The sequence below is a fragment of the Corynebacterium sp. 212_CJEI genome (assembly GCF_001055915.1).
GTDB lineage: Bacteria > Actinomycetota > Actinomycetes > Mycobacteriales > Mycobacteriaceae > Corynebacterium > Corynebacterium jeikeium_D.
Genome location: NZ_JVPT01000076.1, coordinates 1 through 16752 on the forward strand (window position 1 = coordinate 1; position 16752 = coordinate 16752).

The window sequence follows — 16752 nt, forward strand, 5'->3', positions numbered from 1 at the left end:
CCCAAGAGCACCAGCCGCGGGCGATGCGCGCCGGATTCCAGCATCCCCTCCGCGAGCAGCTGCTCGGCAACGGTCGGGGTGACGTTGATGACATCCACCTGATGCGCGCGAATGGCCTCAACCATGGCCGCAGCATCGCGTCGCAAATCCTCGGAGAAGATCCGCACCTCGTGGCCTTCCACCAGCCAAAACAGCTCTTCCCACGACATATCGAAGGCGAAGCTGATGGCATGCGCGATCCGCAACGTCCGCCCATCGGCAGCAGCTGGGGCGAAGATCTTGCGCCGGTGATTGTCCAGCATGTTGTGCAGCCCGCGATGCTTGATCACCACGCCCTTGGGCTTGCCGGTCGATCCGGAGGTGTACATCAGGTAGGCATCGTCCCCGGGCACCGCCGCAGGCGTGTGGGTGGTGGCGTGGGAATCGGCAGTGGTGACGTCGACGCAAGGAAGCGCACCGATCCGCTCCATGCGCTCCCGAGAACTCGAGTCCACCAGCGCGGCTGCGGGCTGGCTGTCCTCCACGAGGACCCGGAGCCGCCCATCGGGGTGCGTCAGATCAAGCGGCGCGTAGCGCACCCCTGCCCACAGGGCTCCCAGCAGAGCCACCACCGAATGCGCGGAGCGCTCCACCGCAATGGCGACAGTATCGCCGCTGGTCACGCCGCAATTCTTGATCTTTTCCGCAATGTCGGAACAGCGAGCAATCAGCTCACCGAACGTCCACTGCTGTGCGTCATCCGCTAGCGCGATGCGATCTGGGAAGCGCTGGGCGGTGTCCTTGAGCTCATCCGCAATGGTGCGGTCAATGCCTTCGGCCTTCTGCCAGGAAGCCATCTGCTCCGTCGTGCTTTGCGGGGAAGAATCCTCCGCTCGGGCTGGCGCCAACTGGGCCAGCTGAGCGAGCGGGACCTCTGGTGTGTCCACAAACGCGGTCAGGACTTCGGTCGCGGCCTTGAGCACGGAATGTGCGAGGGACTCGTCCACCACGTCGTGGCGGAATTCCAGCTTGATGCCCAGCTTCGGCCCCGGAGTGAATACCCAGGTCAGAGGGAAGTGCGTGGAATCTTCCGCGCGCTCCTCCACAACCCCGTGGCGTTCCCGAAGTTCCGCTGCTGCCTGCGGATCGAGGAAGTTCTGCACCACCACCATGGAATCGAACAGCGTGCCTACCCCCAGCTGCCGCTGGATGGCGCCGAGGTCCGCGGAATCGTGGTCCATATCCTCGATGCGCTGGCGATAAACATCCTGGACCAGTTCTTCTATGCTCTGGCCGGGCCGAGCTGTCACTCGCACTGGCACTGTGTTGAGCAGCACTCCCACCACATCAGACATGGCGGGGTCGCTCAAGGCATCGCGGCCACTGACAGACTGACCAAACACCACATCCGAATCCCCTGTGACAGCACCCAAGGCCACGGCCACGGCTGCGTTGACCACGGAGGTCAACGTCACGGCCTGCGCCCGGATCTTTTCCTGCAGTGCGCCGGTCAGCTGCTCGCTGACCTCGGCAAACACCTGGCGAGGCAACTCGCTACCAGCGTGCTCTGAAGAGATATCCGCGGCCTGCGGGGCAACGAGCGTGGGCTGAGACAACGTCTCTAGGCGATGTACCCAATAGTCGCTATCTGCCTGCTCTTTGCGAGTGTCAACGGACTCGAGCAGGGCGTCAGCAATAGAACAACCGCGAGGAACCAACTCTCCCGCACCCTGCGTGCGGGCCTGGCCGGACCTCAACGTCAGCCTCTCGAGGAAGGTTTGCAGCATCACTGCACGCGACCAACCATCGACCAGAACCAGGTGGTAGGTAAGAAGCAGCGTGTCGCCAGGCTGTCCGTCACTTCGGCCGGTGACGATGGTTGCCTTCGCCAGCGGCACGGATGCGAGATCGATGCCCGCGCTGCGATCAGCGTGCATGATCGCCTCGAGATCCCCTTCGGTGGTCTCGACGGGGAGGTCAATGCCCTGTCCACTCCACGGCAAGTTCTGCACGGGTTGGCCGGAAGCATCGGTGTGGAACTCCGCGCCCATGGCTGGATGCACGGTCACTGTGTCCCGGAAGGCTTCCACCACGGCCTCGGCATCCAGTCTCCGGTCAAACGTCAACGCAGTCTGTGCAACGTAGGCACCCGGTGCTGCCACCTGTGACTGGAACCAGATTCCGCGCTGCAGCACGCTCAGCGGAGCGCGGCGTCCTGAGGATTGCTCGCGGCTGACGTGCTCCTGCAACTCGCGAGCAACCTCGCCGATGGCGCTGCGCAAACGCTCGGCGGAAATCACCGCATTCACCACGGACAGCTCCATGCTTACGGCCCGCTCGCTAGACCACACATCGGCCTCCACCAGGTAATCCGTCCACTGGCAGGCGGCATCGCCCGGCGCGTGGAGGACAGCGCCAGTCTCTCCCCGTCCGAGGTAGTTGACCAGGATCTGTGCCCCATGGGCCAGGGTTCGCTGCCCTTGCGGGTGTGTGTATCGCAGTGCCTGATAAGTGCGGCGGTCCGGGGCTGTGCCGTCCTCGTGGAGCGCGCGCATTTCCGCTGCGGCACGTGCTGCATCCGCTGGATCAGCCAACGGGATTTCCACCGGCGCGATGGTGGTAAACCATCCGAGGGTTCGACCATAGGAATGATCAGCCGGACGTCCGTGGCCTTCTACGTCCACGGCCCAGCTCCGCGCGTCCGTGCCCATTGTTCGAGCCACCGCGACGGTCACCAGTCCTGCCACGAGGTCCTGAACGTCCACACCCATCACGTCGGGTGCAACGCTCTGCAGGACCTGCGCGGTCTGTCCGTCAATGTTCACTTCGAGCGTGCTCACATGATCCGTACTCCACTGGTTCGAGTCCTCGACGGGCCGTGGCAGCGTAGCCAGTTCACTCCAGTGCAGGGCATCCTGAGCTGCTGCGGTGTGAGCATCGTGCAGTTCTTGCAGGCAAAGATCCTTGTAGCTCGCCTGCCCGGAGAGAATCCTGCGCCCTGCGAGCGCATCGCGCAGATCGTCTTCCAGAATCATCCAACTGGCGCTATCGATCACCGCGTGATGAGCAACGGCCTTGACGTACCCATCCACACACCCGAGCACCACGCTACGACCAGCAGCAATATCGATGTGATCGATCAATGCATCCACGTCCAAAGCCCGCACAACCATAGGGCCGTCTCCCTCGGCACCAACAAAGTGCGCGAACGCAGAACTGGTGTCCACGCGCGTACGAAGCATCGGATGTGCCTGCGCTACCTGCTGCAGGGCCTGTTCCAAGTCCTCCACAGCGACTGGCCCCAGATCCAAGCGGCGCGCCTGCACAAAGCGGTCGCTCATGCCTCTTTCCATCTGCCTGCGCAGCATCGCCGGGATGGGGAAAGCCCCCGAGATCTCCTGGTGCCCGTCCTTGGGCAGGGCTTCTTCCTGGCTCTGCCTTGTTTCCTGGATTTTCTGCTGGGTGGCCTGCGGCGTGACCCGCTCGGCAATCTTGCGTGGCGTGCGGCCCAAGAAGAAGTCCCGCGGAGTCACGTTGAGATCAGCGCGCGCCAGCGCGTGAGTAACGCGGATGGCAAGAATACTGTCTCCACCTAAGCGGAAGAAGTCCGAGTCCGGCTCCACCTCGGCGCGGTCCAAGCGAAGTGCATCAGCAATTGCCTGCGAGATCGCCTCCACCAGATCCGAGGTGCCCGAAGCCTGCTGAGCAGCAGGAATCTCACCCAGAAGGTCCAGGATCGCGCGCTCATCCCGCTTGCCATTGATGGTCTGCGGCACCTGCGTACTCACCGCGAATAGCTGCGGAACCATGTAGGCAGGGAGCGCGTCTCGGGCCGCTGCGGCAGCTCGGGAGGTGATCGCCTTTGCGTCGGCACGAGAATCCGTAATCAACAACGCACCCGGCACCTGGCCTTCGGGCAGATCGACGACCACCACGGTGGCCTCCCGCACACCGCTGACCTTCTCCAGCGCGCTCTCGATCTCCCCCAGCTCCACGCGATAACCGCGCAGCTGCACCTGCCTATCGGCGCGGCCCACGTAATCCAGATGACCGTTGTTCAGCACCTTTGCCATGTCATTGCTGCAGTACATCCGCGCGCCGCCGCCAACGAAAGGATCGGCCACGAAGCGGGAGGCCGTGGTAGAAGCAAGCCCCCAATAACCCGCGGTGACCTGCGGCCCGGCAACGTACATCATGCCGGTCTCTCCAGGCTGCACCGGCTGTAATTGCGCGTCCAGAACATAGGTACGCAACCCGTCCATCGGGCGGCCGATCGGGCTGCGGGCCTCCCCTGCATTCTCGGAGCATTCGTGTGCTGTGACGTGCACTGTCGTCTCCGTGATGCCATACATGTTGATAAACCGAACATTCGGATGAGCACTGCAGTAGGCAGCCTCCGCGCGGGCCTCCAAGGCCTCGCCGCCGAAGATCACCGTGCGCACCGCAGAGTCCTGCCCGAGGTGCGGCTCCAACGCGGCAAAGGCGGTTGGGGTCTGGCTCAGCACCGTGATGGCTTCGGCACGCAACACCTCTGCGGCATCCTCGGGCGAGCGCATCAGCGCATACGGCATCACCACGGCACGCCCGCCGGAGCTCAGCGCTGCCCACATCTCCCACACCGAAAAGTCAAAGGCGAAGCTGTGGCTGATCGACCACACGTCCTCCTGCGAAAACTCCACGTGGCTGCGAGCATTGCCCAGCATCGCGGTCACGTTGGCGTGTGTGACGGCCACGCCCTTCGGCCGCCCTGTGGAGCCGGAGGTGTAGATCACGTAGGCGATGTCATTGGCACGGGCCACGCTTGCCGACCGGCCCGCAGGCGGCTTCGCTTCCCCGCTCATCGTCTGTTCACTGACCACGAGGACGGGACAATCTACCAGCTCAGAGACCATTTTTTCCGCGCTGGGAGACACCAGCACGGCATCGGGCTGGCAATCCTCCAGGATCAATTCCACCCGCGCTTGCGGGGACAACGGATCCACGGGAACGTAGGTGCCGGCGGACATCGTGGTCGCCAGAATGGCCGCAACCTGCCACGCATCGCGCTCCATGAGCAGGGCTACTCTCGGGGTGTGGATGGCAACCTTCCGGTCCAGCACAGCGCGTATACGCTGAGCGGCGTCGTCTAGTTCTTCGTAGGTCCAATGCTCCGCAGCACCGTCTTCTCCGATGCTGGTCAGGGCGGGCCGGTCGCGGGAGTGCTCGAAGCTGCGTCGCCACAAAGAAGGAAGCGTGTCCACACCAGATACCGCACCCAACGCCTCTGCAACCTCACCCACGGTCGCCACCGCACCGGATTCAGACAGCAAAGAATCCACACTCACCGCGAGCATCTGCGCGATCCTTTCGGCACGTACCTCGGTGATTCGCTGCGGATCGTAGATCAGGCGCAGTGGGTGCTCAGCGGAAGGGTTGACCACGACGGACAGGGGAAAGTGCGGCGCGCCATTGTTGCGCACGTCAGCAACCTGTAGTGGCGAGCCGGGGCAGCCCACGTCCTGTGGAGATAGCGGCACCTCCACCACCATCAACGTATCCAGCAGTTCGCTGGCGTTGGTTCCCAGGTCGCGGGCAATATCAGCCAGGCTGACGTGCTGCACATCGCGGACCTGATTGTTGTGATGGACCATGGCGTGCAGCATGCTGGTCACCGGCAGGGTGGGATCAGATTGCCCCGGCGCGACCACCGGGATGGTGTTGAGCTGCATGCCCACGGCATCGGCCACGCCAAGAACGGGAATGTCACGGCCGGAAACGGAAGTGGCAAACACCACGTCAGCCCCAGGTTCGCAGCCCACCAAGGTGCGAAGGACCAGCCCCCACGCCGCGTGCACCACATCCGGCAGGCCCACACCCGCTGCCCGAGCACGCTCAGACAAGCCAACAGTCCGCGGATCGTCTACCAGCAACTCCCGGCGCTCGAGCGAACTCGAAGGATTAGGGCACAGCACCGTGGGGCGTACCTCGCGCATTTCCTCGCGCCAGACGGACATATCGGCTTCCGCGTCTCTGCGCGCCACCCATCGCACGCTGCCGGCCATTCCGGCGTCCGGGTCGTAGCGCGGGATTCGGGCATCGTCATCCCGGTAGATCTCCAGGAGATCCCGCAGCATGATGGGCACGGACCATCCGTCGGCGATCAGGTGATGCACCGTCTGGATCACGGCGATGTCCTGGCCACACACCGCACCATCGACACTGGTCGGGAGCACAACGGTCCATCGCATGAGCGGCTCGGGCGCGGCATCACCGGGCGGCTGCAAGGAGATTCCCCGCGAGAGGTCATCAGCGGCAATCTCTTCCGTACGCTGCACGAGCCACCCGTCTAATCCAGGCCCAGCCAACTCGGCAGGCACCGTCACGTCCCGAAAGTCCACCCGCAAATGCTCGGCAATCCCCGGATCAATCACGGCAACCACATCGCCACCGTCAGTTTCCCAAGGGCGGGTGCTCAGTGCGGGGTGGCGTCGGATCAAATTACGCGCAGCGCGGGCGAATCGCTCCCGGTCAAACGGTTCGCTGCATTCCACCCGCAAGACCTGTTGCTCCACATACGAGCTGGCCGATTCCTCGAATAGCGAGTGGAAGTACATGCCGTGCTGCAGCGGGGTCAGCGGCAGCACGTCCTGCAGCTCCGCGGAGCTCTGCGCAGTGATTCGTGCCAGGTCCGCAGAGTTCACGGGTGCGGGGGCAACGTCGCCCACGGACAACACGCCGTGATCGGCAAGCGCTGCCACCTCGCGCAATGCCACATCCCAGTGCGCGACCAATTCGTCGATCCGTTCGGGGGAGATCCTGCCGCGCGCCCAGGAGATCGTGGTGCGCAGGACGTATCCCTCGCCGGTGTCTTCGGCGATCGCGTTGAACTCCAGCTCGCGGACCAACGGCTGGTCCGGGTCGCGTTGCTCGCCGAGTTGGCCGGTGGAACCCGCGGGAGCGAAATCTTGTGCTCCTGCGGATACGCGCCCCAAGTAGTTGAACAGCACCTGTGCCTGCGGAGGGGTCTTCGCGGACTGATGCAACCAGGTGTGGGCCTGGTAAGGAACGCCGTTGCCGGGGATGGCCGCGAGCTGGTCTTTCACTGCGTTGAGTGCCAGCGCTAGCGGGGCGATGCTGCCCTCGACCTCTGTGGAGGCCTCCTGCACTGCCGCCCGGGTGGGGTCGATCAGCATGGGATATAGGCAGGTGAACCAGCCCACCGTGCGTGAAAGGTCTGCTTCCCTGCCCTGTGGCCCGGGTACGAATCGGGTTTCGCGGCCGTGCCCCTCCATCTCCACCAGGGTCCATGTTTGTTTGTTTCGACGCCAACGCGCCAACGCCACGCTCAATGCCGTAAGCAATACGGAATTCGCCCCCGTGCGGAAAGCGTGGGGCACCGCACCCAGTAATTCGTCCGTGATCTGCACTGATGCCTCATGTACCACGCTGCGCTCCTCACGGACTGTGGGCGCTTTCTCGGGACTATCAGCAAGCGCTGGCACCTGCGGGTCCCGCAGAGGTTCATCTGCACTCGGCAATGGGGGCAGGGAACTATTGGCATCCTCCGCGAATTCGCCAGTATCAACGGCCTGTTGCAGCAGCTGCGTCCATCGGCGCAGGGACGTCCGCTCCGGCGCGAGCTGTTCCCCGCGATACGCCGCGGCGAGGTCCTCGCCGATAATGTTCCATGACACGCCATCGACCACCAGGTGATGCACCACAAGGCGCAATCTTCCGGGCACCAGCCCAGCCGCTACCACCACTCCGACTGCCGGATCCAGCAGTTCAGAAAGCGCAGCGATGTCCGTGGTGGGGTGGATCGCCACCGCTTCTTCGGCAGATTCCTCCGGGAGTTCCAGCCGCAAGGGATTCCGCTGCACACGGGCCCGCAGTGCAGGGTGCGCCTGCAGCACGTCAGCCACCATTCGCCCGGCCAGCTGCGCATCCACATCTTCTGGAACTGAAAACTCCACGGACTGAATGAAGCCGTCCACGTGATCAGTAATGGAATCGAACCAGCGCAGAATCGGCAGCGACTGCACCTCACCGGTTGGTTCATCGTCTGGATCCTGCACGAAGGTTCCGCGCTCTTCGGCGCACCGAGCCAGTTGCTGTGGAGTGCGCGCAGAGAAAATATCTCCCACACTCACCTCCACCCCGCGCCGTCCCAGAGCCGAGACCAGGGTGATGGCCCGCAGGCTATCGCCACCGATATCGAAGAAGTCCGTCTCCGCACCCACCGCGCTAACCCCCAATGCTTCAGCCATTGCCTCCGCGAGCAGAGCAACGGTTTCCCCGTCACGTTCAGCATCGGCCGGGGCATCAGTGAGCGAGCTCCAATCAGGTTCCGGCAGTGCCTTCCGATCCACTTTTCCGTTGGCCGTCCGCGGCAACTCATCCATGACGGTGATAATCGCGGGCACCATGTATTCGGGCAGTACCTCGGCACACCAACTACGGATCGCAGCACCCACGAGGCCCGCAGTCACCGTCACGTAGCCCAGCAGTCGCCCCTCCCGAGCAATCACGCTCGCCGCCTCCACATCTGGGTGTCCCACCAGCGCAGATTCCACGTCCTCCAACTCCAGACGCATGCCACGGATTTTCACCTGATTATCGGCCCGCCCCACGAATTCCAGCGAGCCGTCGTTGTGCCGGCGCACCAGGTCTCCCGTGCGGTACATCCGGGTTCCGTCCGACGCAAACACATCCGCAACAAAGCGGCTGGCCGTGAGTCCTGGGGCATTGATATACCCCTTGGCCAGCAGGAATCCGGCCACATAGAGTTCACCAATTTCTTGGTCTGGAACCACCCGCAGGTGCTCATCGAGCACATAGAGCCGACAGTTGGGATTGGCCACACCGATGCTCGTGTTGAGGCGATCCTCGTCGTCACGGTAGATGACGTGGGAGACACCGATGGTAGCTTCCGCTGGCCCGTACCCGTGGTACAGCGGGATGGCCAGCTGCTGGCGAAAGCGACGGAACAGCGCCTGGGTGAGCATCTCTCCGCCACACCAGACATGCCGCAAGCTGTCTAATAGATTCGTGCCTTCGGCCTGTTTGAGCATGACGTCGAGAACACTCGAAACCAGATACGCAAACGTCACGCCCTCGCGATGGATGAGGCGGGCCAAGCGTTGGGGGTCTTGCTCCACGCCCGGCGCGGCCACCACCACGCGGCCCCCGCAAACCAGCGGCAGGAAGATCTCATTGATGGAGATATCAAAGGCCAGCGGTGCCTTGAACAGGGAGGCATCATCGCGGCCGAAGAACAGGATCTGATCGCGCTGCCAGAGCAAGCGCTCCACGATCGCACCGTGGCGGATCATTGCGCCCTTTGGGCGGCCGGTGCTGCCAGAGGTAAAGATGACGTACGCAACGCTGTCCGTGGACGGCGGGGTGAACAGCTCGCGGGTGGCATCGAGGTCGAATAGCGCGTCTTCGGTGAGCGCGCAGTTGTCCGGCGTGAGTACGAAGCTCAGGCTGGCATCGTGGGTGACGGATTCCCGGCGCGCCTGCGGCCACGAGGGGTCTAGCGGGACAAAACTGCCACCGGCGAGCAACGTGGCGACGATACCCACCACCATCTCCGCGCTGCGCGGCAGGGAGATTCCCACACTCTGACCAGCGTCAATACCGTGTTCCCGCAAATTTCGCGCTACAGCAGTTGCATGGGCGACGAGCTGCGCATAGGTCAGTCTGTGCCGGTCATCCACCACTGCGAGCGCATCCGGGGTCTCCTGCGCATGCTGCAGGAGCAGGCTAATCAGGTCCGGGCGATCGCGATCCTGATCCGTGTCATTCCATATGCGCTGCTGGGCGATCCGATCCTGTTCACTGCGGCCATGACCGATGACGGCGCCGCCATCTCGAGAAGCAAGCGTATCGCCAGAGGAAAACGGAGTGTGAGCAGACGATCGGGTGGGCACAAAGAGCCTTTCGGTTGATGGGGAAACAGGGAATCAGACGCGGATGGCGGACGTCGGGCTAGGTGTCAGCCAACCTCAAGCGGAGCACGGCTCGGGAAAATCAGCCTGCGATCAGGTGCGAAGAATCCCGATGTTGCTCGGAGCGGAGATCTTCATCCGCCGGCGCACGATGCGTGCGTTGCTGACCCGTGATGGCCTCCACCAGTTCCCCGGAGCGGGTCGCGATGTTGGAGAGCAACGTGGAACCGAGTCCATGCGTGGCCTCAGTTGCTCCCTGCACGAAGAGTCCTGGCACGCGCTCGCCATTGAGCACGGCGCCGTAATCCCTAGTGACGGTGAATTCTTCACTGCCGTGACTATCAGCGTGAATCCCCGCAAGACCGCGAGATCGGAAGCCCGTGGCGCACACCACCACGTCAAAGTTTTCTGTCACCACGTCTCCGGTTACTCGGTGGCGAATGTCCACGTCGACGCTGCCGTCGGAACAATTACGCGCACCGAGCACCTCCGTGGTCCGGCGAATATCGAGCCGCTGACGCCCGGTGACGCTTTCCCGATACTGACGGTCGTGGAGCTCATCGAGGAGCTCAGATTCCACGCAGGCGTAATTGGTGTACCGGTGGCGGATCAACAGCTCGTTGCGGATCGCATCGGGCGCATGGAAGAAGTCATCAACGGCCTCCGGGTCGAACACCCGATTGGCGAAGGGGCTGTCATCGGCGGGGATGAAGCCGTAGCTGTTCAAGCTGCCCGTGACGGTATCGATATGCGGGCAATCGTGGAAGTACCGGATGGCCTCGGCTGCGGACTGGCCCGCGCCGATCACCAAAGCTCGGCGGATATCCCACCCACTGTTCAGCAGCTTCTTGGTGCGCGGGAGCAAATCGATGTTGTGGAAGATGCGCGAGGTGTCCAAGGAGCTGTCCTCTGCCCACGCAGGCATCTTGGCTTCCAGCCCGCGGGCAACCACCACGTTGCGGCAGCGAATGGACTCCGACTGCTGAGCTCGCTGCCCTTCGGACTCACCGCTTCCTAACTTCCTGCGGACGTGCACCACAAAACGAGCTCCGTCTGCGGCCAGTTCCGGAAGCGTCTCGATGGACGTCACGGTGGTGTTGTACTGCGTGTCCACGGTGATGTGATCCGCGATCCATCGGAGGTAATCGGCGAATTCCACGCGTTCCGGGGTGAAGGTTTGGCGGTTAATGAAATCAATCAAGCGGTCGCTGTGATGCAAGTAGTTGATGAAGCTGAAGCGGCTCTGCGGATTGCGCACCGTAACCAGGTCTTTAAGGAAGCTGATCTGCATGTTGGATCCTTCGAGGAGCATGCCTGGGTGCCAGTTGAATTCCGGGCGGGCTTCCACAAAGAGTGCATCGAGTTCTGGAGCTTGCTCTTCGATAGCTACCGCGAGCCCGAGGTTTCCGGGGCCGATGCCGATCCCGACGATGTCGCGGACGGAATTTTCGTGGGTACTGCGCTCTGCGGATGTCTGAGCTTGACGATCGATGATGGTCACTATGGCCTCTCTGTAGGATGCGCCAACCAACTTCTTAGGGTAGGCAATGCGAAGGGTAGGCTAACCTATCTTCTATTGCTCAACAACCCCCTAGCGGGAATTGCTCACCCCGCGTCCGCAAACTCCCAGCTAGAGGCTTCACATCAACTACGTCCTCGGCTACCGACTGGAAGGCCCTCCCCACACACAGGACCACCGTGGTACGCCCGCGGCGAATATCTCTCACCGCACGCGCCACTTTCATGCCCGTCATTGAATCCACTGACGAGACCGGATCAACCATCACCAACATCTCCGGCTCAGCCAGTAGCGCTCGTGCCAATCCCAGCCGCTGCCGCTGACCACCGGAAAGATTGCGCGCACCTTCGGTCAGCTCGTGATCCAATACCCCGGCTGAATGAGCCGCCCCCGGCGCCAGTTCATCGAGCCCTAAGGCGTTAAGAATGTCTACTGCATCCTCCGCCCTGCCCTCTCCAGAGCTCCGCAGCACCGCCTGCCCCACTGTGTCCCCAAACAATGCCGGCTTCCGAGGCTCGGCAAGCACAGCGGAACGCACATCGTCTACCGAGATCTCGCAAATATCGCGCCCCCGGATCCACAGTTGTTGAGTTTGTGGCCTAGTCAGGGAGCCAAGCTCCATCGACTCCCCCGCGACCAACGCATCCACCAGAGCATCTGCCCATGCGGCTGAACAGTGCACCACCGTCAGTCGCCCCTCTGCGAACGCCACGGAAGCCTGCTCTGATCCCTCGACCTCGCCGTCTCCTTCGGCCTCACCGTCTCCACCGCGCATGGAAATGGCAGGCGTGCCAATCTGAGCAGATGGCACGCCCTGCCCCTCACGCAGCCGCTGAGCTTCCGCCACGCGCTGCAGCCTCCGAACGGAAGCCCTCGCCAATCCAATGAAGCGCGGCATTCTGCTGCACTGCCGCATCGGCTCCGCGATAAATTGTGACAGCGCCACCACGGTGACCAACTCCCCCAACGTCACATCGCCGGAAATGGTTCGATAGCCCGCGTACAGGCCCACCGCACTCAGCAACAGCACATTGCTGCCCATCGCCACGGCTTCATAACCTCCGCTGACCCACGCGAGCTTCCGAGCATCCGCACACGCCTCTTCAGATTTACGCGCATATCCACGGTAGGCCGGATGCGCGCCAGCCACTCCCGAGATCACCGGCAGCCCCTGCAGAATGTCGGTCATGCGCGCGGTCACTCGCGCGAGCAGAGTTTGTTGCCGCTCCGCGCGGCGTTCAATGATCTGAGACAGCCGGTGCAGGACTATCAACACCACCGCGCTGAGCACCAACACCACCACTCCCAGTGGCAGATCAATCAGCGCCAGAACAATCGTGCAGAAAATGGCTCCCACCAGCGCACTGATCCCCACCGGGACCACTTCGATGATGTCTACCGCCTGCACCACGTCTTCACCCACCACCGTGGGCAATTCCTGGCGAGGCAGACTGTCCGCATCGTCGGAATGCCCACCATGGCTCACCACCTGCGAGGTGATGCCTGCCCGCAATTCACATACGTTCCGAGCCGACGTAGCCTGCAGTATCCGGAACCCTGTCTGCCAGCTCACAGACACCGTCGCCAGCGTAGCGCCTAAGGCTGCGATTCCACCCACCAGGTGCCACACATTCTCGCTAGCGATAAGACTGTGCGCCAACCATCCCAGTAACACCGCAATCATGGCTTCTGCCACGTGGTAGATGCTCAGCAACAAGCCACTCAGAGCCATCGCGCGAGAATTTTTTCTGACCAGCCCGCGCAGCGTCACCACCTTGTTGTCAGACACGCGCCTGCCTCCCCTGCTCATTCCAGGCGGTCCACATATCGGCATATGTTCCGTTTCTTGCTGCCAGCTCCTCGTGCGTACCTGTTTCCACCACGCGCCCGCGCTCCATCACCACCACGCTATCGGCGGAGGTTGCTTGGCTGAGCCGGTGCGCAATCACCATCGCCGTCCGTCCGCGGATCGCCGCGCGGGCAGCGTCCTCCAAGGACATCGAAAAGGCCTCGTGTGATTGCTGTGTTTCCTCGAGGTCACCGTCATCTTCGGCCGTTGATTCGTCAAGAATGACGACGCCAGCCCGAGACAATGCCACCCTGGCCAGCGCCAGACGCTGTGCCGCCACCGCATCTACGTGCAGGCCCCCTTCGCCCAGCATTGTGTCTAAGCCCTGCTTGTCGCCATGGGACAAGGATGTGCACCAATCTTCCGCACCGGTTCGGCGCAGCGCATCCCATATTTCTGCGTCGCTGGCACCTTCGGCTGCCAGCAGGAGATTATCGCGCAAACTCATCGCGAAGACGTAGTTTTCCTGGGAGGCAACGCAAAAGATCGAGCTTCTTTCTTGCGCACTCATTCCCACCACGTCGCACCCCCCAACGGTGATCACACCCGGCTCTGCCATCTCGAGGGTTCCAGAGACAATTTCCGCAACCGTGGACTTGCCAGCTCCCGATCCGCCGACCACGCATACCGTGCACCCCGCAGGGATGTGGAACGCCAAGTCATGCAAGATCTCTGGGCCATCCTCGTACCGATAATTCAGGCCCTTGACCTCTACAGCTGGACTCTGCCGATGCGAGGAGTAGTCATCAATCGGCTGTGGCGTATCCGCACCCGCGGAGCGAATGAGTCCCACGATGCGCCCCAAGGCCGCCCCGCTGCGCTGCAGTTCATCAAAGGTGAACAGAATCGTGCCGATCGGCACGAACTGACGGTGGAACAGAATCAACGCTGCCGAGATCTCGCCCACCGTCACCGCATCTTCGCGGAAGAGCAACCAGCCTACGACAGACAGGGCTGACAACCCCATGAACTCCGCGAAGTTCTCCCGCGCCACCAGCCCGGAAAACACACGAAACGCAGCGATTGATTCGTCCCGCGAAGCCTGCGCGTAGCGCCTGGTGAGACCTTGGCGGCTATCCACCAGCCGATGCGAACGAACCGAACGAATGCCCTCCATAGAACCTTGCAAGGAACCGATGACACCGGCTTCTAATTCGCGTTGGCGTCGATACAAAGGGGCAGAACGAGGAAGATACCATCGCAACCCCAGCGCATAGAACGGAATCCCGCACAGCCCCGCCAACGCGAGGCGCCAATCCAACCCCGCTATTCCAGCGCTGGCCACCACGACCATCACCAGCGCGCTGAGGGTCGATGGAACCGACTTGCGGGCACTGCTCACCAGCGCGGCGACATCCGCACCAACTCGGCCCAGCACCTCTCCCCGGCCCAGGGACTCCACCGTGGTGGAAGGCAGATTCAGCACCGCGGCGACGGCGCGCTCACGCAACTTCGCAACTACCTGGGCAATCGTCACACCCGTCAGCGCCTCCGCAAGGCCAGCGACAACGGCAGTACCAACACACGCCACGGCAGCCCACACAATCACCTTCAGCACGCCAGACTTGCCGTCACCGGCGGCTACCGCATCGATGACGCTGGCCAGCAGATAAATGGGCACCAGAGAGAGCAAGGCACCGGCGAAAGTGAACAGCACCGCACTAATTGCTGGAGTTGCGGTGCGACGGAGCAGGCGGCCAATCTCCGCAGCGGACTCACCAGGCAAAGCAGTGGGAAGTACGGCACTCACTTAAGCGTGAGACTTTCCTGCCGGTTGCAAGGTGGTCCACTCGCGGTCGATGAACTCCATCGCCTCGTCCCGCGATACCCCGCCGTCTACGCCACGGGAAGGGTCTCCCAGAGCCACGGTCCATCCGTCTGGCACGGCGGCGAACGTAGGCCACAACGAGTACTGTCCCTCGTCGTTGATAAGGGCGAAGAAGCTGCCCTGTTCGTCATCAAACGGGTTGCTAGACAACACGCGCTCCTTGTCTCATGATGCGGAAATAACGGGTTTATGGGCTGCGTTGGCCAAAGTGGTGGCACAAGTGCAGCAAGCGTGAATTAACTTAGCATAACCTAATATGCAGCTTTGAGGGTTAAGTAAAGAAAAGTGTGTCCGCATGCCACCATAACCCCAGACCACACACCACAAATCACCAAAGAATAGCTCCCCGAAAGCTATTACCCACACCATCCCGCACCTCCGGCCACATTTGTGCTAACCGCACACCGGTTGGATTAAAGGATGACCACCAACCGCCCCAGCTGCCCACTATGCGGCAACAACACAAAGAAAAACGGCACCACCAGCAAATCAACCACCCGTTGGCGCTGCACCCACTGCGGACACTCCTTTACCCGCAACACCCAAACCCACAACAAAAACACCGCCACCATGGCTTTGTTCATCCAATGGGCCACCGGCACCCAATCTCTAACCACCTTCGCCGCACACCATGGCGTAACCAGGCAAACCATGCACCACCGATTCCGATGGTGCTGGTGGATCATCCCCACACCCACCATCGACTCATTCCGCATCCATGACCAAATCTTCCTCGACGCGACCTATCTAAAGTCCGGATGCCTCCTGATCGCAGCCAGTAAAACCCACGTCATCAACTGGACCTGGGCCAGACACGAAACCACCGCCGCCTACACCGAACTCCTACGCCCCATTGCCGCACCACTAATCGCAGTCACAGACGGCGGACAAGGTGCCCAATCAGCCATCCACCACTGCTGGCCAACAACACGCATCCAACGCTGCCTCGTCCACGCCCAACGAACAGTCCGCCGCCACACCACCAGCAACCCCCGCACCGATGCCGGCAAAACCCTCTACCGCCTAGCCCTGAAACTCACTCGCATCACCGACCTTGACCAAGCATCCACATGGGTCGCCCACCTGCACGAATTCGACCACACCTACCGGGAATGGATGAACGAGAAAACCACCATCAAAGACCCTGCTACCGGCGCCTACACCAAGGTCTACACCCACCAACGCGTCCGAGCGGCCTATCAATCATTGCTATCTCTGCACCGCAGAGACCTGCTGTTTACCTACCTGCAACCCCCACCAACAACCATCGACCCCGACAACCTTGCAGCAACAACAAACAGCCTCGAAGGTGGCATCAACGCCCCCATAAAAGAACTAGCCCGCAGACACCGCGGACTATCACTACCGCATCAACGCACAGTGATGGATTGGTGGCTGTATCTACATACAGAAGTCCCTGACGATCCGGTCAAGATCGCCAGGGACCAACGATGGGGTCAAGACGCACTTTCCACAGCAACAGACCTGATCACCCACAACACCACAGCCACTACCAATGACATCGGTGCACCAGCAGAATACGACACCGCCATCGACACCAGCTACCAACACAACCTCGGCATCCAAAAAGGCTGGATCAAATAACCGCAACACGCCCGGAAAAGACACACTTTTCTTTACTTAACCC

At 62.1% G+C, this 16752-nt stretch carries 6 protein-coding genes; 1 reads left to right on the forward strand and 5 read right to left on the reverse strand.

Annotation, left to right across the window (positions count from 1 at the left end):
* The 5 genes from ADB02_RS10035 to ADB02_RS10055 all read right to left on the reverse strand — a co-directional run.
* The coding region (locus ADB02_RS10035) for a non-ribosomal peptide synthetase (protein ID WP_049190907.1) at positions 1–9890 on the reverse strand (9890 nt) is incomplete at its 3' end.
* A gap of 100 nt (positions 9891–9990) precedes the next feature.
* Entirely contained in the window at positions 9991–11409 is a 1419-nt protein-coding gene (locus ADB02_RS10040; RefSeq protein WP_011274124.1) for a lysine N(6)-hydroxylase/L-ornithine N(5)-oxygenase family protein, read from the reverse strand.
* 79 nt (positions 11410–11488) lie between these two features.
* The gene (locus tag ADB02_RS10045) at positions 11489–13216 is read right to left on the reverse strand and encodes an ABC transporter transmembrane domain-containing protein (RefSeq protein WP_011274125.1); all 1728 of its coding nucleotides are present in this window, start codon (positions 13214–13216) and stop codon (positions 11489–11491) included.
* Positions 13209–15026: an ABC transporter ATP-binding protein gene (locus ADB02_RS10050; protein WP_011274126.1), complete on the reverse strand. Its 1818-nt coding sequence runs from the start codon at positions 15024–15026 to the stop codon at positions 13209–13211. Before ADB02_RS10050 ends, ADB02_RS10045 begins: the two co-directional genes overlap by 8 nt.
* Positions 15027–15254 carry an MbtH family protein gene (locus ADB02_RS10055; protein ID WP_011274127.1) on the reverse strand — a complete coding sequence of 76 codons (228 nt, stop codon included), beginning with the start codon at positions 15252–15254 and terminating at the stop codon, positions 15027–15029.
* Between the two features lie 270 nt (positions 15255–15524).
* On the opposite strand from ADB02_RS10055, the gene ADB02_RS10060 reads away from it, so the two are divergent.
* Positions 15525–16709 carry an IS256-like element IS3503 family transposase gene (locus ADB02_RS10060; RefSeq protein WP_011018353.1) on the forward strand — a complete coding sequence of 395 codons (1185 nt, stop codon included), beginning with the start codon at positions 15525–15527 and terminating at the stop codon, positions 16707–16709.
* The last annotated feature ends 43 nt before the right edge of the window (positions 16710–16752 follow it).

Excerpts from the sequence above, each read along its gene's own strand:
- ADB02_RS10060 (WP_011018353.1), top strand. The coding sequence starts at position 15,525 with ATGACCACCAACCGCCCCAGCTGCCCACTATGCGGCAACAACACAAAG.